Source organism: Gammaproteobacteria bacterium (genome assembly GCA_021648145.1).
Classification (GTDB): domain Bacteria; phylum Pseudomonadota; class Gammaproteobacteria; order JAADGQ01; family JAADGQ01; genus S141-38.
Genome location: JAKITI010000003.1, coordinates 79,450 through 103,281, shown reverse-complemented (window position 1 = coordinate 103,281; position 23,832 = coordinate 79,450). Strand labels below are relative to the sequence as shown.

The following is a 23,832-nucleotide window of genomic DNA, read 5'->3' as shown; positions in this document are numbered from 1 at the left end:
AAAGATAAGGGCAAGGATATTTTCTAATGGATCTGTATACAAAAAAACCTGATGAAACACTGGATAATTTTCTCTCCCATTGCCATCGTCGACGTTACCCCCAGAAAAGCATTATCATTTATGCTGGTGATGAATCGGATGTACTGTACTACATCGTAGAAGGTTCGGTCGCTGTTTTTATTGAGGATGACGAAGGGCGTGAAATTGTTTTAAGCTACCTCAATGCGGGTGACTTTTTTGGTGAGATGGGACTCTTTGGTGAAGAGCAAAATCGCAGTGCCTGGGTGCGTACCCGTGTTCAGTGTGAAGTTGCTGAAATCAGTTATTCAAAATTTTACGAAGTTGCCAAAAAAGACCCGAAAATTACATTCAAAATTGCATCACAAATGGCTTCTCGCTTACGCAGCACCAGCCGTAAAGTCAGCGATCTGGCTTTTATGGATGTCGCAGGACGAATCGCCCGCGCGCTGCTTGAGCTTGCCAAAGAGCCCGATGCAATGACTCACCCCGATGGTATGCAGATTCGCATTACCCGTCAGGAAATTGGAAAAATCGTTGGTTGTTCACGCGAAATGGTTGGGCGAGTATTAAAAGAGATGGAAGTACAAGAGCTCATTTCAGCAAAAGGAAAAACAATTGTGGTCTTTGGGACTCGTTAAAATACCAAATTCTCGTAGGGGGCAACCTCAAGGGTTGCCCCCTACGACTTCAACAATACTAAAAACTCAAACCCAGCTGAGCTGATGCTGCGGCTTCATTGCTATTGCCTGCAATAGCTACATCCAGATGAACAATTCCAAAAGGTGAGACACCTGCACCTATGGTAAAAACATCACGACTGTTTTCACTTATATTTTTTCGATATCCTGCACGTATTTGTACCCAATTCCAGCCATTCAATTCACCACCAATTGCAATGTACTGCGTTGCTGAGTCCATTCCAGTCGGGTCATTTTCAGTTAAATCAACATCCAGTGCAACAGTCCCCCAACCCGTATGGTGAGAGACTCCTGCTCGTAGCATAGGGTTCAGCTCAATGGTGTAATTATTGGCTGTTAAAAACTCTTGAGATATAATGTTCTTCGCAACAAAACCCGCTCGCCAGCCATTTCCAAAATCTCTGGCAACCCCAAAGTCGGCTGTAACACCGGTATCAGAAACAACACCTTCGTAATAAGTAATATTTTCTGCTTCATCAATATTGATTTCGTAATCAAATGTTTCTACGCTCAAGTAGCGTGGTGTCACACCGGCAGAAAAAGCAACACCTTCCAGCTCAAACTTACGTGCTAAAGAGATTCCAATTTCAGACACTACAATACCGCGACCAAGCAGTGCTGAGTCCAATGTATTTGTCGGATTGGTAAGATCTGCAAGAGTTGATATATCACTAGGACTAAGCACGACACCGTTTGAAATATCTTCAACGGCATCTAAAACACTCTGAATTTCATTTTGGTCACTTTGCGCCACACTCAGCAGCATTCCACCTGAGCCCCATGAAGCCAGACTAACTGACCAACCCAGACTTTCATCGGGCATGGCCGCCACAACACTTCCATTCAGAGAAAACTCCAAAGCTTTATCAGAAAGATCGACCAATTCATTACGAAGAATGGTACCTGTATCAAAAACATTCTCAGCCTTTATCTTAATTAACGATAATAACTCTGTCGGATCTATTGTGCCAAGTGAATCTAGTATTTCATTATAAGCATTAATCGCATCACTAAAATCATCAATCACATTACCGTCTTGAAAGTCCTCCAACTCGGTGACTAACTCATCTGGGTCAGCAACGCCAGCACCGAATGAAGGCAATATCAGCTTAAAATCCTCATCTTTTTGAGGTAAAGCTAACAGTGCAGGATTAAAATAACCTGCATTGGCTCCTGTTGCAGAAGAGACCCCTGTGCCTCCCATCGCCATTGAGCGAGGATCCATTCCACTAAATGGAGCCGCTAAAGCACTCGTAGAAAAAATAGCACTCAGAACAGCCAGTGGAAGCTTTTGTTTCATCATTTACATCATCCCTTTTTTAATAATTACTGACACGACCTGCGCAATAAACAAGCAGCCCCTTTCCCTGAAAGTTAAAAAAATTTTAAAATAGCCTTTCCTAAAGTCGGCGCTTCCAGATTCATACTTGAATTATTAACTCAATTAAATTAATAAAGTTGTGAGTTATTTCACTATTTTCAACAACGCTATAAAGTAATGAACATTATTCAAAAACCATATAAAATAAACCCCTTATTTTCCAACCCTCTATAAAGTAAAATTTAAGTAGACAATAAGCCAATAATATCATGTTAAATAACAACATCTTGAAAACAGTTCGCTTGGCTTTAGCTGAAGATTTAGGTGACGGTGATCTCACCGCGGCTCTGATCCCCATTGATACCTGCAGTGAAGCCACCGTAATCAGCCGCGAACATGCAACCATTTGTGGCCAAGCATGGTTTGATAATACCTTTGAACAACTCAGCAGTAACATCATGATTCATTGGCACGTATCAGATGGCGATCGGGTTGAACCCGAGCAAGTACTTTGCCAACTTTACGGCCCCGCTCGTGAACTGCTCAGCGGCGAGCGAACCGCACTTAATTTTCTGCAAACCCTATCTGCAACGGCCACCTGCGCTCAAGAGTATGCTGATATTGTCAGCGATCTTCCCGTCAAGCTGCTGGATACTCGTAAAACCATCCCGGGATTACGCCTTGCACAAAAGTATGCGGTCACCTGCGGCAGCTGCTTTAATCATCGCACCGGTCTTTATGATGGCATATTGATTAAAGAAAACCACATTATGGCATGTGGCTCCATTGCCGCCGCCGTCGATGCCGCACGCGCAACTGGTGCGGAACTGCCCATTGAAGTCGAAGTGGAAAATCTGAATGAAGTACAGCAAGCACTTGATGCCAACGCAGATATTCTACTTCTGGATAATTTCACCATAGAACAACTTAATGAAGCGGTTACACTCAATCAAGGCCAAGCCCAACTGGAAGCATCTGGTAACGTTTCAAAAGAGACTTTGCGTAGTATTGCAGAAACAGGTGTTCACTATATTTCTATTGGCCTCTTGACCAAAAACATACGCGCCATTGATCTTTCAATGCGTTTTAAATCACTCTGAAAATTTTAGTTATTTGTAAATTTTAAGGATAAATCGACTTCATGCGTACCACACAATTTTTATTAGCCACCGTCAAAGAAACGCCAACTGATGCCGTCACCATCAGTCACAAACTTATGCTACGCGCTGGCATGATTCGTAAACTGGCCTCTGGACTCTATATCTGGCTGCCGATGGGGTTACGTGTTTTACGTAAAGTAGAGAATATCATACGGCAAGAGATGGATCGCATTGGTGCGCAAGAGCTATTAATGCCAGCGATACAACCCGCAGAACTCTGGGAAAAATCAGGCCGCTGGGATCAATACGGCTCTGAACTTTTACGTCTCAATGATCGTCACAATCGTGAATTCTGTTTTGGCCCCACCCATGAAGAAGTCATTACCGATTTTGTCAGCAAAGAGATTCACAGTTACAAGCAACTGCCCGTCACTTTTTATCAAATTCAAATGAAGTTCCGTGATGAAATTCGTCCACGTTTCGGCGTAATGCGCTCTCGTGAATTTTTGATGAAAGATGCCTACTCTTTCCATGTAAATCAAGATTCACTGCAAGAAACTTACGATACAATGTTCGCTACCTACTCCCGTATTTTTGATCGTTTAGGGCTTGATTACCGCCCCGTTCAAGCCGATACCGGCAGCATTGGTGGTAATGCCTCACATGAGTTTCATGTACTGGCTGATTCGGGTGAAGATGCCATCGCCTTCTCTAATAAAAGTGATTTTGCTGCAAATGTAGATCTCGCCACCGCAATCGCACCTGCCGGTGATCGACTGGCGGCAAACGCATCGTTTAAAGCTGTCAATACTCCAAATCAAAAAAGTATCTCTGAAGTTAGTGACTTTCTGAAAATTGACACTACCCAATGCGTCAAAACCTTACTTGTAGAAGGCGTTGAAGAAGATTCCGTTGTTGCACTCGTGCTGCGTGGCGACCACGAATTAAATACGGTTAAAGCTGAGAAACTGGATAACGTTGCCATACCGCTTACATTAGTGTCAGAAGAAAAAGTCAAAACTACCGCACGCTGTGAGCCAGGCTCAGTCGGGCCCATTGGCCTTGAAATCACTGTCATTGCTGACCGCAGTGCGGCTCATCTTGCTGACTTTGTTTGCGGCGCCAATGAAAACGACAAACACTTTACGGGCGTGAACTGGGGGCGTGACTTGCCAGAACCTCAAATCGCCGATCTACGTAATGTTGTGACAGGTGATCCCAGCCCCGATGGCCAAGGGCAACTTTCAATTGCACGCGGTATCGAAGTAGGTCATATATTCCAGCTAGGTGATAAATACAGCACCGCTATGAATGCCGCCTGTCTCAATGAAAATGGCAAAAAAGTTACCATGCAGATGGGCTGCTACGGTATTGGAGTGTCACGCATTGTCGCATCCGCTATCGAACAAAACAGTAATGAAGAAGGCATTATTTGGCCCAAAGCACTGGCTCCATTTCAAGTGGCTCTTGTTCCTATGAACATGCACAAATCGACACAAGTGCGTGAAACCACGCAAAAACTTTATGAAGCACTTCAAGCCGCCGATATTGATGTCATATTTGATGACCGCAAAGAGCGTGCCGGAATTATGTTTGCAGATATGGAGTTGATTGGTATCCCGCACCGATTAGTCATTAGTAACCGTGGTTTGGAAGCAGGCACCATCGAATATAAACATCGCAGTGATAGCGAAGCACAACATATCGCCATTGATCAGGTGATCTCATTTATGACCGATAAAATATAGAGCCAGATAAAAAAGGAACAATGAATGGATGCAGGAAGGGTTAACACATACAAAAGGCAAGTTTTCAGCTTTTTCATGTGCCTGTTTTTCACCCCTTTCAACCTGGTTTTTGCGACAACAACACCTCAAAATTCAGATGGATCGTTGCGTCAAGCATTGATCGAAGCAGTCAACAACACAGACAGTTTTCAAAACCGTTTTGATGCTGAAGTTTGGCTCACTGATTATTCTCATCGACTGAGAAACAGAATAACAGACGATAAAAAGCGTATCGAGTTTCTCAAGACCGTTCACCTTGAAGCCAAGCGCGCCAATCTGCCACCCGAAATGGTTTTAGCCGTGATCGCTGTAGAGAGTAATTTTGACCGCTGGGCGATCTCTTCCGTGGGCGCACGCGGCCTCATGCAAATCATGCCCTTCTGGCTCAAAGAGATTGGCCGCCCTGATGACAACCTCTTTCACCTGGATATTAATTTACGCTTTGGTTGTACAATTTTGCGCCACTACCTTGATATAGAAAAAGGAAACTATATTCGAGCATTAGGCCGCTACAATGGCAGCCTAGGAAGCCATAAATATCCTAATAAGGTTTTTGCTTCACTGCGCAAATACTGGTACAAAAGATAATTAAATTTTTTCGAGAAATGATTCACAACACCAAGCTAGAAAATACCTATAATACCCAAGCAGATTTTCATATAACAAAAACAGGATTTTATAAAAATGTTTCCAAAAAAAATCAAGCCCATCATCACTGGAACGCTGTGCGCTTCTGTCATTATTTTGGCAGGCTGCTCAACAATCAACCCGTATACAGGTGAAAAACAGACTGCAAAATCCACCACAGGTGCGCTGATCGGTGCAACAGCGGGTGCCCTATTAGGTTATGCAACGGCGGATAAAGAAAAACGTAAAGAAAGAGCGCTGAAAGGTGCTGGAATCGGAGCCATTACAGGGGGGGGCGTGGGCTATTACATGGATGTTCAGGAAGCAAAGTTAAAAGAAAAACTTGCAGGCAGCGGTGTAAGCGTCACTCGTAATGGAGACGATATCATGCTGAACATGCCAAGTAATATTACCTTTGCATCTGGCAGCGCCAGTTTAAGCCCAGAGTTTTACAGCGCTCTTGATGGCGTTGTAATGGTACTGAATGAATACGAATCGACCCTCGTCACCGTTGAAGGTCATACAGACAACACGGGGTCAGATGATTTCAACCTTCATCTCTCAGAAAAACGAGCCGTGGCCGTGGCCGAATATTTACGTAACAAAGGCATTGTTGAAGAACGATTAGCAGCCACTGGTTCTGGTGAATCAAAACCCGTTACCGACAACAATACCGAAGCCACACGCGCTCAAAACCGTCGAGTTGAAGTCTCAATCTCACCCATTACAGAATAAAAATCCAAACCAATTCGAAGTAAAAAAGGTGATGCTCAATCGAGCATCACCTTTTTTTATCTCTCTCACAAACGCTCTGTGACTGAATTCACGACATTTTATTAAATTGCTGTCTACACTTGGGCTATTAAACGCTTTCCAATAATAGAACAAACAAGAGCAAGCTTATGAGCAATATTAAAAGCTCCGCCAAAAAATTCACAACAGCACTCATACTCACGACATGCTTGATGACATTACTGATCACCTCAGTACAAGCAGCCCCCCGAGAACAGGCCAAGCGCCTGCATGATCGACTGACGGGCATTCCTCCCACGGCTGCCGTACTCAATGAAATGGAGACAAAAATCAGTGAAGGCAATGTGAAGGAAGCCGCTGATATTGCTGTAAAAAATAGCGCATTTTATAACGTAACACTTAAAAATTTCGTCACGCCCTGGACTAATGAGGCACAAACAATATTCGCCCCCCTTAATGACTACACCGCCACAGTCATCGGAATGGTGCGAGATGATGTCCCTTTCAACCAATTACTCTCTGCCGATATTCTATATATAGGAAAGCCAGATTTAGGGCTTCCCGCCTATTCAGTTAGCAATAACGAGCATTACAAAGCTTTAGAAGACCAAGGCATTGATCTTAAAGAAAATTTGATTCGTGCTGCTCAATCAAGCACAACGGGGCTGCCCGAAGAAGGCACTGCCGGTATCATGACAACACGCGCCGCAGCCCAAGCTTTTTTTATTGATGGCACCAACCGCGCCATGTTTCGCTTCACTCTGCTCAATCACCTCTGTACCGATCTGGAACAGATTAAAGATAACACCCGAGCAAGTGACCGCGTTCGTCAGGATGTGAGCCGCAGCCCGGGTGGAGACAGTCGTATATTTATGAACTCCTGCCTGGGCTGTCATGCTGGAATGGAACCTTTGGCTCAAGCCTATGCTTATTATGATTTTCGTTACGATAATCAAAGCGATCCGGAAGGGCTCAATGGAAGCCTGGTCTATACACCTGGCGAAGTACAAAAAAAATACCTGATTAATTCCAGTAATTTTAAATACGGTTACGAAACGCTTGACGATCGCTGGGACAATTATTGGCGCAAAGGTCCTAATGCCTTTCTTGGCTGGGGTAGCGGCGAAGGCAAAGGCAAAGGTGCAAGCTCAATGGGGCAAGAGTTAGCCAATAGCGACGCATTTGCAAACTGTCAGGTCGAAAAAGTATTTAAAACCACCTGCTTTCGAGTGCCTAGCAATAACTCTGACTTTGATAAAGTTGCTGAAATGACTCAGGCCTTTAAAACTAATAATTATAACCTGAAGCAGGTGTTCATCGACTCTGCTATTTATTGTATGGGTGAATAAAATGAATAAATTATGGTTAACAACCCTACTCTTACCTCTTGCCGTTTTAACTGGCTGTGGAGGTGTTGACGTTGATGCTCTTCCTGATCAATACGCCGAAAACACAGCTATAATCACCTATAGCGGGACTCCAGCGGTCAATGAAGATGTTCGCGCATTTCAAACAAACTTATGGGAAAATATTCAAGGCAATAACCGTTGTGGGCAGTGTCATGTCGAAGGTGTACAGGCACCTGCCTTTGCTCATCAGGAAAATATTAATACGGCTTATAGAGAAGCACTTAAAGTGGTTAATCTCGAATCACCTGCGGATTCACTGCTCGTCACCAAAGTCGCAAATGGTCATCAGTGCTGGCTTAAGAGTGATAGCAATGATAGCGCTTATAGCACTTGCGCGACAATTATGACCGGCTGGATCGAAGACTGGGCAGGGGGTTCGAGCGGTGCAAGCAGTAAGCAAATTGAACTGAAAGCCCCTGCTATTAAAAATGTGGGAGCAAGCAAAAGCTTCCCCAGTGACCCCAGTAGTTTTTCAACCATTCACACTCTGCTTGTGGATCACTGCGCTGAATGTCATGTTGATTCAGCTAAAACGCCTCAAGCCCCATTTTTTTCAGACGGTGATATCAATACCGCTTATGAAGCTGTTACAAGCACACAAAAAATAGACCTTGATAACCCGGCAAACTCTAGGCTTGTTGTGCGATTACGCGATGAATTCCACAACTGCTGGAGTCAAGATTGTCAAGATGACGCAAACGAGCTCGAAGCTGCGATTACCGCTTTTTCTCAAGGTATTTCAGCCACACCCGTTGCAACTGAACTTGTCGTCAGCAAAGCACTTAATATTGGCAATGGCATTGTTGCCAGCGGTGGCAGCCGATATGAGAGAGATCTTATTGCACTCTATGAATTCAAAGCTGGCCAAGGCAATAATATCTACGATACCAGCGGTGTTGAGCCAGCGCTCAATTTAAAGCTGGAGGGTCAGGAAAACAGTGATTTTAAATGGGTTGGTGGCTGGGGCATCGAATTCATCACTCCTGAGAGCAAAGCACAAGGCTTAACCACACCCAGCAAAAAACTCAGCGATCAAATTCAAGCCACAGGCGAATACTCGATGGAAGCCTGGGTCACTCCTGCCAATGTGACTCAAGAAGGACCTGCGTCCATTATCAGTTACTCTGCCGGTGAAAACGCGCGTAATTTTTCACTTGGACAAGTTCTTTACCATTATAACTTCAATCATCGCAGCAGTACGACTGATGCCAATGGCGAGCCTGCACTCGTCACTAATGACGAAGATTTACAAGCGACGTTGCAACATGTTGTCGTCACATTTGACCCTGTCAATGGACGGCGTATTTACGTCAATGGTGTGTTTACTGATGACGCTGATGAAACCACCGCAGGAAATTTATCCGACTGGGATGACAGCTACGCCTTTGTGCTGGGCAATGAAGTCTCTAAAAACCGTCCTTGGCAAGGAAAATTACGACTGGTAGCCATTCACAATCGAGCACTGAATCAAACTCAGATCACTCAAAATTTTGAAGCGGGCGTAGGGCAAAAATTCTTTTTACTCTTCAATATAAGTGATCATATTGACTTGCCTGAGAGCTATGTGATGCTTGGAGTCAGTCAATTTGATAACTACAGCTACCTGTTTAACAACCCCACATTCGTCAATTTGAATGATGTTCAACCCGATAATATTCCACTCAAAGGGTTACGTATTGGTATTAATGGTAAAGAAGCCAAAATAGGCCAGGCGTATGCTCGTATGGATATCACACTCTCTTCATCAGAGTACACCATTAACGGCCAGCCGCTCGCTAAAATGGGCACCACCATTCCTCTTGAAAAAGGCGTTGATTCAGATGAGTTTTTTCTGACCTTTGAGCAACTCGGTACAAAAAACAATGTATTTACTGAACCTGCGCCATTACAGCCAGGACTTCCTCCTGTTATCACTCCAGCTCCCGCTGAAATCGGAATGCGCACTTTTGATGAAGTTAATGCAACGATGGCGACACTCACCACAGTGAGTCCGACCCAAAGTGATGTACAAGCGACATTTGAAACAATAAAACAACAACTGCCGTCTACAGAACTCGTGAATGGCTTTCTTTCTGCGCATCAAGTGGCTATTTCACAACTGGCCATTGAGTATTGCAATGTACTAATTGAAGACATTGACAAACGCAGTAGTTATTTTCCAGATTTTAATTTTACCGCACCCGTCACAACTGCTTTTACCTCACGTGACCCATTACTCAATCCACTACTCGATAAAATGATGGGAACGAATTTAAGCAGTCAGCCTGAACGACCAGAGGTAAAAGATGAGCTTAATAGTCTTATTAATCGCTTATTGAATACGCCTTGTGAGGATGACGCTTGCACCGAAGGTCGTACTCGAACGATCGCTAAAGCAACATGTGCCGCGGTATTGGGCAGCGCCACCACGTTAATACAATAGAAATAGAAGCAGAGGAAAACGGCCATGATTCGCTTTAAATATAAAAATTTTAAAAATATAAAAAACCCCGATGCTCCGCTTCATTTACCAGAGCATGGTCGCCCAATCAATCGGCGCGATTTTCTCGGACGCGGCCTTGCCCTTGGAACAGGTGCCGTCATGGGTTCATCCATTCTCAGCCTGTTCGCTCAACCTGCACATGCCGCTCTTTCTGCTGATTTGAATGCACTGAGAGATAGTTGTGGAATCACTGTTCAGGGCGCTGGAAAAATCCCGTTTATCGGCTTTGATCTGGCCGGTGGTGCCAGCATAGGTGGCTCTAATGTGTTGGTCGGAAAACAAGGTGGGCAACTTGATTTTCTCACCACTGCCGGTTATAGCAAAATGGGCATTCCAGGCGATATGCTCCCGCCACAAATTGATGTTGATGCAGATGTGATTGGTTCTAATTTCATTAATACTGACCTTGGACTTGCCTTCCATTCAAAAAGTCAATTTTTACGTGGTATTTTAGAAAAAACATCAACTGCCACCCGAGAGAAAATTAATGGTGCGGTGATCCCTGCACGCTCTGAAAATGATACCGGTAATAATCCACACAATCCGATGTATGCCATCAATAAAGCTGGAGCTGACGGTGAACTGCTGACACTCATCGGCTCACGAAGTACCGACTCTGGTGGTAATTCTGTTGCTCCAGATTCAATGATCGATCTTGGCAAACGCCCCACCAAAGTAGATCGACCCAGCGATGTGACCGGGCTGGTCGATACTGGAAAGCTGGTGGGTTTACTCAACCAGGAAGATGCTGTTGCCGTCATGGAATCCATTCAGCGCATCAGTGCAATGAAAACAGGAAAAGTCACCACAGATGAGATCGTCAAAGACCTAATGAAATGTGGCTACGTTAAAAGTGCTGACCTGGTGGATCGCTATGGTGACCCTACAGCACTAAACCCCAGCCTTGATGCTAATATTGTGGGTGCCCAATCAATCTTCACACAGGCGGATTATGATGGCGACCGTGAATTCAGGAAAACAGCCTCCGTCATGAAACTGGTCATGAACGGCTATGCCGGTGCTGGCACAATCACCATAGGAGGTTATGACTACCACACAGGTGATCGCGCCGTCGGTGAAATTCGTGACTTACGTGCGGGACGCTGCATGGGAGCTTGCCTAGAGTATGCGGCTCGCCTTGGAGTGCCGTTGATGCTTTATGTATTCAGTGATGGCTCTGTTTCCAGTAACGGCTCTATTGATACTTCAGATGATGGCCAAGGCAAAGGCGTATGGACAACTGACAGTTCATCGACTGCGGCTTCATTTTTTCTTGTGTACAACCCCAATGGCCGCCCCCAGCTGCTTGGCAATACACAACAGATCGGATTTTTCCGTGCCGATGGTTCAGTTGAAACATCTTCCAGCCCAGCGGCCAATAACGTCAACCTGCTGGTAGAAACCGTTGCCCTTAACTACATGGCCTTACACGGTGAAGTTGGTCAGTTTTCTTCCAAGTTTATGGGACATGGCTTGGGAAATTCAGCCATGCTGGATAGCCTGACCGCTTTTCAACCCATTGTGAATGGGACGATCGGGGGTTGAAATGAATATTAAGCCAATCCGTAATATTGAAGATTTACAAAAGGCCTTTCAAAATTTTGAGGGGATTTTTAATGGTAATCAACAATTTCAACATCATGCGCATTTCCATTGCACCTCTGTGTCAGGCTAATAGTTACCTGATTGAGAAGTGCAGCTACTGACCGCCCCGAACCAAGCGTATGAAAAATCTACTATCTTTTTTTGCTGTAATAATTCCACCGTATTGAAATAGAACAACCCAGGCAGCAGACGGATCACTCGCTGAGGTGGTTGATGTCCAATATCTTGCATCAGCGTAAAAGGATCTAGACGGAAAAAGGTAAAGTTTTTCATTGCTTGATGGGGCAACGCAACTGTTTTCTATAATCGTTTCTAACTCTTTTTTATTAGGAAGACGCCAGTCACTATAACCATCCCCACTATTAGCATTGACTGCTTTTACATGCTGAAGCGCCTCCTGCCAAGTAAAAAATGAGTCACCTCTCACACCTTCAGAACACGTCTCTCCTGACTGCCCTTCTGTACATTTACGCCATATCAAACCTGTTCGTTTATCCGTGACCAACCCATTTTCGTGGTCATCAAATGCACTTTCAGGGGCAGTTTCAGGAATGTCATCCTGACAAACAGCGGCAAACACACTCGAGCAAAAAGCCAATAATACAAACAGAGAAATTAATTGAATCTTTTTCATTTGATCACCAAAATATTATTGCACGGAATGGACTAAGCGTACTGCGGCTGCCTGACTCCATGATACACCGTCAACAAAGCCTTCATTAAAATTAACTCCCCAAGAATAAAGGTCCCAACCACTACCAGGAATACCTGCACTGGGTTGACGTGCCCAATAAAAATCAGAAGCTGTATTTGGAAACCAGTCGACATCAATTGCGGGAGCAATTTGCTCACTATTTATAAGCGACACCAACTCTCGCTTCATTGGTAACCGCCACTGGTTCAAACCACAAAGCCCTGCTGAATTCACACGAATGATATAAGCTTCAGTATTGCAATATGAGTTTTTTGAGTCACTACTGTAATTATTACACTCTTTAAACCTGTCTTCATAGCCTCTTGATGCATCATCATCTTTCCACCAGGAAAAACGCTCACCTTTATCATGAGGTCCGCCGTCATTTGTTTTCGACTCCCAGATCAGGTTAGTGACATTATCTCGAACGCAACTCCACTCCAGTGCGGAAGCAGGTAGATCATCACCATTGCTATCAATTTTGGTAAAGCTGAACCCTGCGTGGCCATCTTCATTGTATGAGGCCACAACATCACGACCAAAACTGGCATCCTGGCCGGAGAAGTCCAGCGGCTCTTCGCTCACTTCACTATTTTCATTAAAGAATTTGGTAACACCCGTATCATTTAATCGCAAACTATAACTTTGTGAAACAGGCCGCCACTGAAAAGTCACTTCATCGACCTGAACATTATTATCATTCATATCCAAAACCCATAATTCCAGAGTAATAGAGTCACTGGTTGCATCGTAATAAGCCGAAGGGTTAATTGTTGTCGCCCAAGAAGCACTGTTTCCAGTGCAATCATTGCTACACAATATGACTTTTTTATCTGATGATTTAAAATTTATACTGACTTTTTTTAAGCCATCGGTATCCATCGCGTTCGCAGCTATCTCAATATCACCCTCATGATTTCCATCTGCGATCGGTTGAGTAATGCCCCCTGTTGCTAAAATATCTGTCGCAGGTATCACATCAATCTCAAAAGCTTTTAAAACTTCATTTTCGGTGGATAGTACTTTGGCAGATTTTAGTCCTGCTTTCGATATAGTGCAGCGAAATTTCTGTTGTCCCTCACCTCCATCCACCAACAAAATGGCCGAAGAACAATCTTCAATTTCCAGACGAATCTGCTCGGTTAAGAACTGACCAGTTACTGTGAAATCAACTTCTGTATTCACTGTCACAGAGAGTGGCTCAAGTCGAGTCACCACAGGCACAGGCGGTTCATCATCATTCAAAATAGTGACTGTTACCTCAGCCTGCTCCAAAACCACAGTATTTGTATCACTCAGCTGAATATAGAAATTTTCATCATTTTCAACAGCAGAATCTCCAATGATAGAAATCGAAATAGATGTGCGAGTATTACCTGCTGAAAATGTGATTTCACCATCGCTAACTGGCAAATAATCATCCTCTGTAGCACTATCCATTACAGTTTTATAACTGACTGTGATTGCTTGCATTGCAGCTCGATTCAACGTGACATCAAATTCAAAAGGGGTTGTAACGCCTTCGTCACCTTCAGGTTTAGATAAACTATTAATCTTTAGCTGGGGGATAACTGTCGTTTCGAATTGCTTTGGACTTTCTCCGCCACTATTAACTGCACTCACGGCATATTCATAAAGATGAGAGTTTACAAGTGAATGTTCATAAGTGATTGCTGTCAAACCCGATTCGACTTCCAGCCAGGAAGATGAAGGCTCACTAATTAAGCGATGATAAAGTGTGTAAGTCACATCGGGCTGTGCACTCCAGCTCAGTAAATTAATACCCGATTGAGCTTCTGTTTTTAGCATTTCAGGCGCAGCGGCTGAAACAATCACTTTTTCATTGGTTGGCTGCGGGTCGGGATCTGTTGACCCAGAACCACAGGCACTTAATAATCCTATAAAAAAAACGATGCATCCTCGCTTAATAACATATAACAACATCAAGCAATCCTCAAACTGTAAATTTATAAAAATAACTATCTTTAATTCACGATGGCTTCAATATGCAGAGCCACCATCTGAATACTTGTTTGACCACGAAATCGGTTGATATCCAAACGATATGCTAAACGTGCCTCGGTAGCACCCACAGGCAATACGCTATCATCCGTATTAAAAGCAATGGCATCTAGTAACTTTTCATTGGCTCCTGGCACTTTAAGCAGAAGCTTCAAATGCTTTTCACCCACAACTCGCCGGCTCACTAATTGAAATACGCCATCAAACACCGGCTCGGGAAATCCTTGCCCCCATGGGCTGGCACTGCGTAGAGTTTCAGCTAACTGCATATCCATATCATACTCCTGCAACTCGCCATCACTCCAGATGATGCTTTTAAGGTCTTCACCTTTTAGCTGTCTGCGCACTTGGTAATCAAATTCATCACGGAACAGCTCAAATCCATCAGCATCCATCGTCAGACCTGCCGCCATTGCATGTCCACCGAACTTTTTAATTAAACCGGGATGAGCTGCATCAATGTGAGCAATCACATCTCGAACTTGCAACCCTGATATAGAGCGAGCAGAGCCTTTGATCTCACCAGGTTGACCCGGTGCAAAAACAATAACAGGACGATGATGCAGCTCCTTAATACGCGATGCGATCACACCAACAATGCCTTGGTGCCATTTTTTATTGTACAAGGCAATACCGAAGGGCAGCTCATTGCTTTCGTCATTGAGCTGTAAGTCATCCAGATCACGCAATGCATCAATGCGCATTTCAGCTTCGATTTTGCGCCGTTCCAAATTCATTGTATTTAGACGACCAGCTATTTCATTCGCTTCATCCGCTTGATCGCAAAGCAGGCACTCAATGCCCAGCGACATATCATTCAAACGTCCAGCTGCATTCAGTCTGGGAGCAACAGCATAGCCCATATCAGAGGCTACCACCTGCTCAAAACGGCGGCCACTCACTTCAAGTAATGCATAGATCCCCGCCGAGCCTGTACCACTGCGCATTCTGGCTAACCCTTGAGCAACCAATATGCGATTATTATGGTCAAGCGACACCATATCGGCGACTGTTCCAAGTGCGACTAGATCCAGTAACTGCCCCAGGTTAGGCGCTGTAATATTTTGTTTTTTAAACCAACCTTGATGACGAAGGTGTGAACGAAAAGCGAGCATCACATAAAAAATAACCCCAACACCCGCCAAATTTTTACTTGGAAACTCATCCCCAATTTGATTGGGATTAACTATAGCATCAGCATCAGGCAGCGTATCACCTTGAATATGGTGATCAGTAATTAAGACTCTTATCCCTTTACCCTTGGCAAATGAAGTACCAGAAATACTGCTGATTCCATTGTCTACAGTAATAATGAGATCAGTGGGCGGTATACCATCGGCGCTGATTAATTCGGGTGTTAATCCATAACCCGTGTCAAAGCGCCTGGGAACAACATAATTCACATGCTGGAATCCCAACATACGTAAAGCACGTACGGCAACAGCGCAACTCGTAGCGCCATCAGTATCAAAATCAGCAACAACCAGAATACGCCACTGAGCCTGTAACGCCTGCTGCAATAAAGTGACAGCGGCCTCTATACCTTTTAACGAATCAAAAGGTAATAACAGCTTCAGTTTATTCTCTAAAGCCTGTGATGACTCAAGATCACGTGACGCATAAACCCGTGCCAAAACTGGATGAATACCATCAGGTAAAGCATGGGCGCTCTCGATTGGCTTACGCCGAGAAATAACCTTCATGAAAATAAACTATTAGAATCAGAAACGGCCATGTTGACGGTTAATATAGTTATTAAGCTCTACATGCTGCGTGTTCATACGGCGTAAAATAGTATGTACTGATCGTACAATCGCGCGCATCACCTGATAAACCAAAGTACCATTACTATCCAGAAGAGCTTCGAGCTTTGAGCGATCCAGACTGAATACTTCAGACTCACCAAGCGAAACAAGTGATGCTGAGTGCTCTGCGCCATCAACAAATCCCATTGCTCCAGCCAAGTCACCCACTTTAAGTATATGCAGTGTAAGCTTTTCATCTCCTGAGCTATTTTTGGTAACCGCTAACTTACCTTTGATAACAACATGCAGGGAGTTATCTTTTTCACCTTCTCGAATCAAACTTTCATCATCTTTTAACTGGCGCACTTCTACGATATCAGCCAATACTCTGCATTGCTCATCAGTCAAGTCTTCAGCTAATGGAGATAAACGCACAATCTGTAAATTTTCTTTTGAACTCATAATATTACCTTAAAATACTCTAAAACAGACGACATCGCTTCACACATATTTTATATATGAAGCACATTTTGCAATCTGGTATTGATGATTATACCCCTACAATGATCAAAATCTCACTTCCACCATGCTTTTTCGGGTGATTTTTTATGCAATACATTGTGACAGCGATTGCAGACCCACAAACTAAATGAGACCCGATCATGACAACGGCCACAGAACTCCCCCTGAAATATTTTATCCATCGTTACCGGATTGGCATTTTTTTTGGGTATAAATATTTTATCATGACAATTATCACATGAAAGCCACTCTGTATGAGCCTTATGTGGAAAAAGTACATGAGGCATACCAGCAGTCTGCTCCATAATCACATCCATATCGAGCACAGTCAGCGCTTCACTCTCACTGTTATTTAAACTACTACGAGGGTCAATCAAGCCCTCCTCTAAAGCTTTCACCCAATTCACTTCACCCCGAGAATCTTTAGGAAAACTTTTTAGTGATTCATCTGGGTTCTGCAGTGTGCCGATTGCTGGATTTTCAGGGTCATGAATCCCATCTTTTGCCAGTGAGGTCAAAGGAGGGGGTAAATCCTCCTTTTTTGCCTGAGCAATACCAACCACTGCAACACAAAGCAGACTGAACAAGACAATCACACATGCAGTTTTTTTCCTTAAACTATTGTGATTTATTTGCATTCCATATGATCTCCATATGTTTTCGAAAATACTCCAAAAACAACAGTACTACTTACTGGTGTTAATTATCTTTTATAACCCGTCAATAGAATAAATGGACTGGGCGGAGCCATTTGTCTTGAATCAATATTAACAAACCCAACCTTACTCATAATATCCATCATCTCTGTTGTTGAATATGAAGAGCCACCGACTGTATTGATAACCTGGTTTACACCAATCAATGCGGCAAGTTCTGGGCCATTTTTTTCTGCATTCAAAAGCTGCTCCTGAATCATCATAACACCATCATTGTTCATTGAGTCATAACATTTTTTGAGCAGATTTTTTACATTTTCGGGGGACTCCTGATTGGTCATTGAAGAGAGCAGCATTGCATCGTTGCCTTCACCTAGAGAATCACTGTTGTAGTCGCCTGGCAGTAATTGAACACGATCTTGCATCTCATATTGATCTACAATTTTTTGTGCAATTTTCAGGTTTTGTGCTCGATCCATTGCAACAGCGTTCAGGCCATCATAACGTTTACAAAACATGATTGAAAAAGTGGATGGGCCACAGCCAACATCCATCAATTTTTTCTTGCCCGTCAGATCAACCATATTTGTTAGAACATCAGACTGTGATAAAGCTCGATTATGCATCCCCATCATATAGTCACGGGTCTCTTTGTCACTATAGGTCTGATGCATCAATGCAGAAGGCTTGCCGCTTTTGACGGTATCATAGAGGCCACCCCAAGCCTCATACCAGTTTTCGAACATATAGACGATACCGCCTTGGTAGAACTTGCTTGAACTGGCTAAAAAAGTCTGACTAAATTCGTTATTTTTAAAGACATCACCATCACGATCCAGAAAGTCAATCGAAACCAAAGCACTCAATAATGCCCCTAAACAACGACGATCTGAATCGGTTTCTTTTTGGAGCGTATCCAGATCTTTTGGCCCATTATCCAGCAGATTAAAAATATCAAGACGATTTGCGGCATGTAAAACACATGACTGCCAGTAGCCTGAAGCTACCTGCATCACTTTCATAGGGTCAAGCCCTTCAGGCACCCCCCAACTTTCACCACTGTTTTTTTTATCGTTACCCCACGACTCTGACATTTAAAAACCCCTCAACATATTTACACTCAACAATTACTCTAAAAAACGCAGTTGGATTATGGCGTTTTTTAGTACAGTTATCAAAATTGTCTGAAATATGAATCATGAACAGTCATTTGTCCAGACCATACATAAAAAAAGCCACTGTAAATAACAGTGGCTTTAAATTAAGTAACGCGTACAAAATAACTTCTACATCATAAAATCCCGCAAACAGGTTTTGACATACCGGACTGGCTTGTACTATTGATCGCTCTCAGGCTAAAGCATGCTTGATCACCTTCTCTCAGCCCAAGATCTTTCACTGAATCAAGAGTGACTGAAGGTGCTGATTTGTTAAACCCTTGACTGTTATTTTTCAGCACCCTAATTCTGGTTTTAGCTGTATTTTCTTGAGTCGTTCCAAAATAGACCTTATAGCCTTCTACACCACCTTGACTGGGCTTCCATTTGAGATTAACTTTTTTAGAAGCCACCATGCCATCTCGGTTCAATACTTCTATTTCGAAAATATTTGCCCAACCCGTATTATCACTGGCTGAATTCAAGGTCACTTTGACGTATCGACCAATCTCAGAATTGAATGATTTGCTTGTCCATTGAGTTGCTGATGATTGAGCGCTCCGAACGACTCGTTTCCACTTTTTATTATCTTTTGATATAGAAATGTCATAGTCATATATACGACCTTGATCATATTTAAAAAAAGCGATGCGCAGAGCATTTATTTTCCGCTCTGCTCCAAGGTCAAGTTTAATCCATTCAAAATCATTTACATTAGATGAAATACCTTTTTGGCTCCAGCGGGAATTTTTATTCAAACTACCATCTATCACATTTGACGCACGATAAGACTCTCCATTGCTGAGCTTTTGAAATCCAGAAGCTGTCGCTGAAACAACGTTCAAAACACCCACTGGGTACATAGCTTGCGATGACTTTTGAGACTTAGAGGGGTTCAGTGATGTCGCAGGACGCTCTGTCACAACCGCCTGAGGCGCTCTGACTTTAATGGAAACCGTTTTTTGGCTTGTTTGCCCTCTTCCATTATCACACACCAAACTAAATTGAGTGTCACTGTTTAGCGGTCCTACACGCATATTACCCGCTGCAACTACGGCCAGACCAGCAACTTGACAATTTTTTTGAGTTGAAACCCACATCAAATTACTATATCCCCCAGACTTAATTTCTACTGGATATGCCATGAGTTCCATTTTGATAGGTAAGGTGGCGACGGCTGCTCGTATCGCATCATTGATCAGTCGATGTTGTTCTGAGCTATTGTAAACAGCGCTGTTGGCTGTAGCAAAAGCAGCCAATTGACTGATAAGTTCCTCACGATCTTCTTCTGATATCATTTCACCTGCAACCAGAGTTTCAAGTAATTCAGCTATTTTTTTAATCTCTTCATTATTTGGGTCGACAAGTAGTGCTGCTTTTACCGCAGCTTTAGCCTGTATTAATACTTCAATAGTAGGCGCAACATCGGCAATAGTATCGGTCGCAGTAGGCACAAAGCGTTTAATGGCTTCATCCAGAGTTTCGGCGTATAGAGCCGTGCTAAAGAGCAATAACGAAATGGCAGCAATATTTCTTAACATAATTTTCCCCTTTATTTACAGCGACGAAGCCATGACATCAACACTGGCAACTTTAAGTGTTTGACTGAGTGTTTCAATCAACACCTGAGCTGAAAGCACATTAGCTGTGGCGGCTGCAATTTCATCAGAAGCTCTCTCTCCCTGACGACCATCAAGCACTCCATCTGCTAAATCAGCGGACAATACCGAGACCAGACGATCTTTCGTCCAACGCTCCCCTTCTGCCGATAATGTGGCGTGTGTGCGACGCAACCATTCACCCATGGCGACACTGGATTTTACATAGGAGGCCACATTAGTTTCAGTCAGCTCTGATGTTACAACATCAGGCATAACAGCCGTATCCAACCCAAAGTTCACTGAATTAGTAATCTGTAATTTGGCCAATTTGATATTACGTAAATTTAACCCGCCCCCCATAACTTCAGCACTCTTGGTAATCAGTGTAGTGAATGAATTGATATTAGCGGTTGTTTGAGATGCGTTTTCAACGATTGAAACCATTTCAAACCCTGGGGTTTGATTCGTCACGGTATCTGTTCCGCCATTGACATGTACTGTCAGAGGGTAGGAGGTTCCGCCGGGAATATTAGCTGTGTAATGAGCGTTGTTGTTACTCACGGTTGAAACAATCGTCTCACCCAGCGCATCTTTTATTATGATTTCAGCTTCAATCACAGGAGCATCACCCACTGCACCGCTCAACTCCAGATTTCTATCATTGTTCGCAAGAGCGGCATGAAGTTCACCTGAAAAAGCATTCGCCATCTCAAGTATTTCTGCATCACAAGCAGCAAGTGTTGTTGATAGTGCGATAATAGAAAATAGCTTTGGGGTCGATCTAATCACTTGACTCAACATTAAAATGCCTCATTTCTAAAATATGTCCTGACTTCAAACTCAATCTTCTCACTTTTCAAGTCAACTTACTGAGGCAGAGATAACCCTTACCTTGTGACATCAATCACAAATCTGCATGCCGAAGTGAAATATAAAAATATTTGAAAGGCAAGAACCACTGCATGGTATACATTTAATACGCTCTAATTTCAAGTTATTAAGCACATATTTTTCGCTTATTTATTAATGCTTAACCTTTATCCAATAGTCACTCAATTGAAAAGATGGGCTATGTTTTTGAATATGACATTGAGCACATACCTCTTCTTTTGACCAACGACTATTTTCAAGCGGAGTTACACCTTGCGACTTGGCATGTGCCGCACCCGCACCATGACAAGATTCGCACTGGACATTTTTTAAATTCTTTGTCAGATGACTGGCAATAAAACCGCCCGATTTGCGATAACCCACAACATGGCAACTGATACATGCCGGATCAAATGATTTGTTAACATTGGATAGACTACGATATGCTTTCGAATGCCGACTCTTTTTCCAGAAATCATACGCAGACTGATGGCATGTCTTACATACCTTGGCACCGACATAAGGACTCTCACCCTGTTGCTGAGCTTGGCTGACTTCAACCTCTTTTTGGTAGTTTTTTTCAATTTTTTGATTATATTCGGAATACCAACCACTCAATCTCGTTGCATCTTCAACTGTTTGTGGCATTGCAATCACATCATGTGAAAATTCAGCAATATTTCCCTCAGCTCCGAATATAACTTTCAAACGCCCCAAGCGCATCCCTCTCGAACCTGGAGTTAAAACCAACGTGCTCCCTGCCCAACGAGGCTCTCCATACTCTTCATAGGCCGCTTGAGCAATCAAAATATCAATCCACTGCATAGGCAACTGCAATTTCGCTGCATCTAAAGTCAATGTAGTCGTAACGATCGTTGTCTCTTTTAACTTTTTAGCCTGCTTTAGTTTTTGCTCCAATAAAACTATAGAATCATTAACGACTTCCTGCTGATCGCTCATACTTTGAAAGGGGGATTGTTTGGGATCCAGCCATGAAAAAAAGCTGAGCGTAGCTGATTTACGCTGAATTTTTTGTACCGATGAAAAAAACTTACCCTGCCAGTTACTCACCACCCATGGCAAATTAACCGTCAAAAATTCTTTGCCGTAAGCTAAGTCCTGCCATTGAAATCCTATGGCATCATAATTTAGCTGACTAAAACCTTTAAGAATATACTCCGCAGTTAATTTATCATGCTCTGCAGGACGATTACTCAGTAAACCACCCGCTGAAATAACCACAAGCTCTTTATTCTCTTTACGAAATTGATCCAGCACCGTTGCTCGACGCAATATTCCACCGAAATCCCCTTCGAGACTGCAACCACACGGCTCAAGCTCGCCATCAAGATTGCCTGAATAAATAAGCGTTAATTGGCGAGGCTCAAGTAGTTTGGGTCGATCCAAAAAGCTACAAGAAATCAGCAGCGAAGAGAGCATTAACAAGCAGAGAGTTTTCATTATTCAGTGCGACCCGAAAAAGATAAAAACCGGAGTGTATCAGTAGATGGGGATCGAAAGAAATGGTGGCTATGCCGAGATTCGAACTTGGGACCCCATCATTATGAGTGATGTGCTCTAACCAGCTGAGCTACATAGCCACGAAGAAGCGAGAAGATACAGGATGTTCAGGGTAAAATGCAAGCCCTGTACTTCAAGTTTTATACATTAAATCGAAAGTGCATCACATCGCCATCCTGAATGATGTACTCCTTACCTTCCAGACGCCATTTTCCGGCCTCTTTTGCACCCGCTTCACCTTGGCCTGCGATATAATCATCAAAAGCAATGACTTCTGCACGGATAAAGCCTTTTTCAAAATCAGTATGAATAACACCCGCACCCTGCGGTGCCGTTGCGCCAACTCTCACTGTCCACGCACGCACCTCTTTGGGACCCGCTGTGAAATAAGTTTGCAAACCGAGCAAACCATGCCCTGCACGAATCACACGATTCAAGCCAGGTTCACTCAAGCCTAGATCGACCAGAAACTCTTCTTTTTCCTCGTCATTCAGCTCAACAATTTCTGACTCAATTGAAGCACAAATAGGAACAACAACGGAACCCTCTTCTCTCGCTAATGTTTGAACCAGCTCTAGATAAGGATTGTTGTCAAAACCATCCTCTGCAACATTTGCAATATACATTGTTGGCTTTGTCGTCAATAACTGGTACTCCGCGAGAATTAACCACTCACCTTCTTCCAGCTCCATCGTGCGTACAAATTTACCTTCATCCAAGTGAGCCTGTACTTTTTCAAAAAGCGCTTTCAGAGCCAACGCTTGTTTATCACCACTTTTTGAGTTCTTTTGAGCACGCACCAAAACTTTACTAATTGACTCAAGATCGGCTAACGCAAGCTCGGTATTGATCACTTCAATATCATCTAAGGGTGAGACTTTCCCCGAGACATGAATTACATCATCATCTTCAAAGCAACGAACTACATGAGCGATTGCTTGAGTTTCACGAATATTTGCTAAAAATTTATTACCCAGACCTTCGCCTTTAGAAGCACCAGCCACCAAACCCGCAATATCAACAAATTCCATTGTCGCAGGTAACACACGCTCGGGTTTTACAATGCCCGCCAATGCATCCATACGTGAATCAGGCATTGGTACCACGCCCAAATTAGGCTCAATGGTACAGAAAGGGTAGTTTTCTGCTTGAATTCCCGCTTGAGTTAATGCATTAAACAGGGTCGATTTACCCACATTTGGCAAACCCACTATCCCACATTTAAACCCCATAATTCCCCC

At 43.4% G+C, this 23,832-nt stretch carries 19 protein-coding genes and 1 tRNA gene; 8 read left to right on the top strand and 12 right to left on the bottom strand.

What is annotated here, in order from left to right; all coding sequences use genetic code 11:
* The first annotated feature begins 26 nt into the window (after positions 1-26).
* A complete protein-coding gene (gene crp, locus L3J70_02765; GenBank protein MCF6235293.1) occupies positions 27-659 on the top strand; it encodes a cAMP-activated global transcriptional regulator CRP in 633 nt (210 codons plus the stop codon).
* Between the two features lie 58 nt (positions 660-717).
* On the opposite strand, the gene L3J70_02760 is transcribed toward crp, so the two are convergent.
* Entirely contained in the window at positions 718-2,022 is a 1,305-nt protein-coding gene (locus tag L3J70_02760; protein ID MCF6235292.1) for a conjugal transfer protein TraF, read from the bottom strand.
* 287 nt (positions 2,023-2,309) lie between these two features.
* Here L3J70_02760 and nadC point away from each other — a divergent pair, with 287 nt between their 5' ends.
* From nadC to L3J70_02725, 7 genes are all read left to right on the top strand, one after another.
* Complete coding sequence (gene nadC, locus L3J70_02755; GenBank protein ID MCF6235291.1) at positions 2,310-3,140, top strand: carboxylating nicotinate-nucleotide diphosphorylase; 831 nt, start codon at positions 2,310-2,312, stop codon at positions 3,138-3,140.
* A 41-nt stretch (positions 3,141-3,181) separates the two neighbouring features.
* Positions 3,182-4,888 (top strand): proline--tRNA ligase, encoded by a 1,707-nt coding sequence (locus L3J70_02750; GenBank protein MCF6235290.1) that lies wholly within the window; start codon positions 3,182-3,184, stop codon positions 4,886-4,888.
* Positions 4,889-4,912: 24 nt separating this feature from the next.
* Complete coding sequence (locus L3J70_02745) at positions 4,913-5,515, top strand: lytic transglycosylase domain-containing protein (GenBank protein ID MCF6235289.1); 603 nt, start codon at positions 4,913-4,915, stop codon at positions 5,513-5,515.
* Between the two features lie 96 nt (positions 5,516-5,611).
* Positions 5,612-6,289, top strand: coding sequence for an OmpA family protein (locus L3J70_02740; protein ID MCF6235288.1), 678 nt, complete (start codon positions 5,612-5,614; stop codon positions 6,287-6,289).
* Positions 6,290-6,519: 230 nt separating this feature from the next.
* Entirely contained in the window at positions 6,520-7,656 is a 1,137-nt protein-coding gene (locus L3J70_02735; GenBank protein ID MCF6235287.1) for a hypothetical protein, read from the top strand.
* A 1-nt stretch (position 7,657) separates the two neighbouring features.
* Positions 7,658-10,138, top strand: a complete 2,481-nt coding sequence (locus L3J70_02730; GenBank protein ID MCF6235286.1) for a LamG domain-containing protein — start codon at positions 7,658-7,660, stop codon at positions 10,136-10,138.
* 24 nt (positions 10,139-10,162) lie between these two features.
* A complete protein-coding gene (locus L3J70_02725; protein MCF6235285.1) occupies positions 10,163-11,743 on the top strand; it encodes a twin-arginine translocation signal domain-containing protein in 1,581 nt (526 codons plus the stop codon).
* Positions 11,744-11,897: 154 nt separating this feature from the next.
* Here L3J70_02725 and L3J70_02720 read toward each other — a convergent pair whose 3' ends face one another.
* The 11 genes from L3J70_02720 to ychF all read right to left on the bottom strand — a co-directional run bounded on the left by L3J70_02720 (position 11,898) and on the right by ychF (position 23,823).
* Positions 11,898-12,437 carry a DUF1566 domain-containing protein gene (locus L3J70_02720; GenBank protein ID MCF6235284.1) on the bottom strand — a complete coding sequence of 180 codons (540 nt, stop codon included), beginning with the start codon at positions 12,435-12,437 and terminating at the stop codon, positions 11,898-11,900.
* 15 nt (positions 12,438-12,452) lie between these two features.
* Complete coding sequence (locus L3J70_02715) at positions 12,453-14,441, bottom strand: DUF1566 domain-containing protein (GenBank protein ID MCF6235283.1); 1,989 nt, start codon at positions 14,439-14,441, stop codon at positions 12,453-12,455.
* Between the two features lie 41 nt (positions 14,442-14,482).
* The gene (recJ, locus tag L3J70_02710; protein ID MCF6235282.1) at positions 14,483-16,222 is read right to left on the bottom strand and encodes a single-stranded-DNA-specific exonuclease RecJ; all 1,740 of its coding nucleotides are present in this window, start codon (positions 16,220-16,222) and stop codon (positions 14,483-14,485) included.
* Between the two features lie 18 nt (positions 16,223-16,240).
* Positions 16,241-16,726, bottom strand: a complete 486-nt coding sequence (locus L3J70_02705) for a cyclic nucleotide-binding domain-containing protein (protein MCF6235281.1) — start codon at positions 16,724-16,726, stop codon at positions 16,241-16,243.
* A 113-nt stretch (positions 16,727-16,839) separates the two neighbouring features.
* Positions 16,840-17,424 (bottom strand): hypothetical protein, encoded by a 585-nt coding sequence (locus L3J70_02700; GenBank protein MCF6235280.1) that lies wholly within the window; start codon positions 17,422-17,424, stop codon positions 16,840-16,842.
* A gap of 65 nt (positions 17,425-17,489) precedes the next feature.
* Entirely contained in the window at positions 17,490-18,536 is a 1,047-nt protein-coding gene (locus tag L3J70_02695; protein ID MCF6235279.1) for an acetylserotonin O-methyltransferase, read from the bottom strand.
* Between the two features lie 197 nt (positions 18,537-18,733).
* Entirely contained in the window at positions 18,734-20,140 is a 1,407-nt protein-coding gene (locus L3J70_02690; protein ID MCF6235278.1) for a discoidin domain-containing protein, read from the bottom strand.
* Between the two features lie 15 nt (positions 20,141-20,155).
* Positions 20,156-21,001: a hypothetical protein gene (locus L3J70_02685; protein ID MCF6235277.1), complete on the bottom strand. Its 846-nt coding sequence runs from the start codon at positions 20,999-21,001 to the stop codon at positions 20,156-20,158.
* A 222-nt stretch (positions 21,002-21,223) separates the two neighbouring features.
* Positions 21,224-22,531, bottom strand: a complete 1,308-nt coding sequence (locus L3J70_02680; protein ID MCF6235276.1) for a hypothetical protein — start codon at positions 22,529-22,531, stop codon at positions 21,224-21,226.
* 63 nt (positions 22,532-22,594) lie between these two features.
* Positions 22,595-22,671: transfer RNA gene (locus L3J70_02675), tRNA-Met, on the bottom strand.
* 60 nt (positions 22,672-22,731) lie between these two features.
* Positions 22,732-23,823: a redox-regulated ATPase YchF gene (gene ychF / locus L3J70_02670; GenBank protein ID MCF6235275.1), complete on the bottom strand. Its 1,092-nt coding sequence runs from the start codon at positions 23,821-23,823 to the stop codon at positions 22,732-22,734.
* Positions 23,824-23,832 lie beyond the last annotated feature (9 nt).

Bases quoted from the DNA above. Each gene is read 5' to 3' on its own strand.
- L3J70_02735 (MCF6235287.1), top strand. From the start codon at position 6,520: ATGACATTACTGATCACCTCAGTACAAGCAGCCCCCCGAGAACAGGCC.
- L3J70_02730 (MCF6235286.1), top strand. From the start codon at position 7,658: ATGAATAAATTATGGTTAACAACCCTACTCTTACCTCTTGCCGTTTTA.
- L3J70_02695 (MCF6235279.1), bottom strand. From the start codon at position 18,536: ATGTCAGAGTCGTGGGGTAACGATAAAAAAAACAGTGGTGAAAGTTGG.
- L3J70_02700 (MCF6235280.1), bottom strand. From the start codon at position 17,424: ATGCAAATAAATCACAATAGTTTAAGGAAAAAAACTGCATGTGTGATT.
- L3J70_02720 (MCF6235284.1), bottom strand. From the start codon at position 12,437: ATGAAAAAGATTCAATTAATTTCTCTGTTTGTATTATTGGCTTTTTGC.
- L3J70_02760 (MCF6235292.1), bottom strand. From the start codon at position 2,022: ATGATGAAACAAAAGCTTCCACTGGCTGTTCTGAGTGCTATTTTTTCT.
- L3J70_02715 (MCF6235283.1), bottom strand. From the start codon at position 14,441: ATGTTGTTATATGTTATTAAGCGAGGATGCATCGTTTTTTTTATAGGA.
- L3J70_02705 (MCF6235281.1), bottom strand. From the start codon at position 16,726: ATGAGTTCAAAAGAAAATTTACAGATTGTGCGTTTATCTCCATTAGCT.
- L3J70_02750 (MCF6235290.1), top strand. From the start codon at position 3,182: ATGCGTACCACACAATTTTTATTAGCCACCGTCAAAGAAACGCCAACT.
- L3J70_02690 (MCF6235278.1), bottom strand. From the start codon at position 20,140: ATGTTAAGAAATATTGCTGCCATTTCGTTATTGCTCTTTAGCACGGCT.
- L3J70_02725 (MCF6235285.1), top strand. From the start codon at position 10,163: ATGATTCGCTTTAAATATAAAAATTTTAAAAATATAAAAAACCCCGAT.
- L3J70_02745 (MCF6235289.1), top strand. From the start codon at position 4,913: ATGGATGCAGGAAGGGTTAACACATACAAAAGGCAAGTTTTCAGCTTT.
- L3J70_02680 (MCF6235276.1), bottom strand. From the start codon at position 22,531: ATGAAAACTCTCTGCTTGTTAATGCTCTCTTCGCTGCTGATTTCTTGT.
- ychF (MCF6235275.1), bottom strand. From the start codon at position 23,823: ATGGGGTTTAAATGTGGGATAGTGGGTTTGCCAAATGTGGGTAAATCG.
- L3J70_02685 (MCF6235277.1), bottom strand. From the start codon at position 21,001: ATGTTGAGTCAAGTGATTAGATCGACCCCAAAGCTATTTTCTATTATC.
- recJ (MCF6235282.1), bottom strand. From the start codon at position 16,222: ATGAAGGTTATTTCTCGGCGTAAGCCAATCGAGAGCGCCCATGCTTTA.
- nadC (MCF6235291.1), top strand. From the start codon at position 2,310: ATGTTAAATAACAACATCTTGAAAACAGTTCGCTTGGCTTTAGCTGAA.
- L3J70_02740 (MCF6235288.1), top strand. From the start codon at position 5,612: ATGTTTCCAAAAAAAATCAAGCCCATCATCACTGGAACGCTGTGCGCT.
- crp (MCF6235293.1), top strand. From the start codon at position 27: ATGGATCTGTATACAAAAAAACCTGATGAAACACTGGATAATTTTCTC.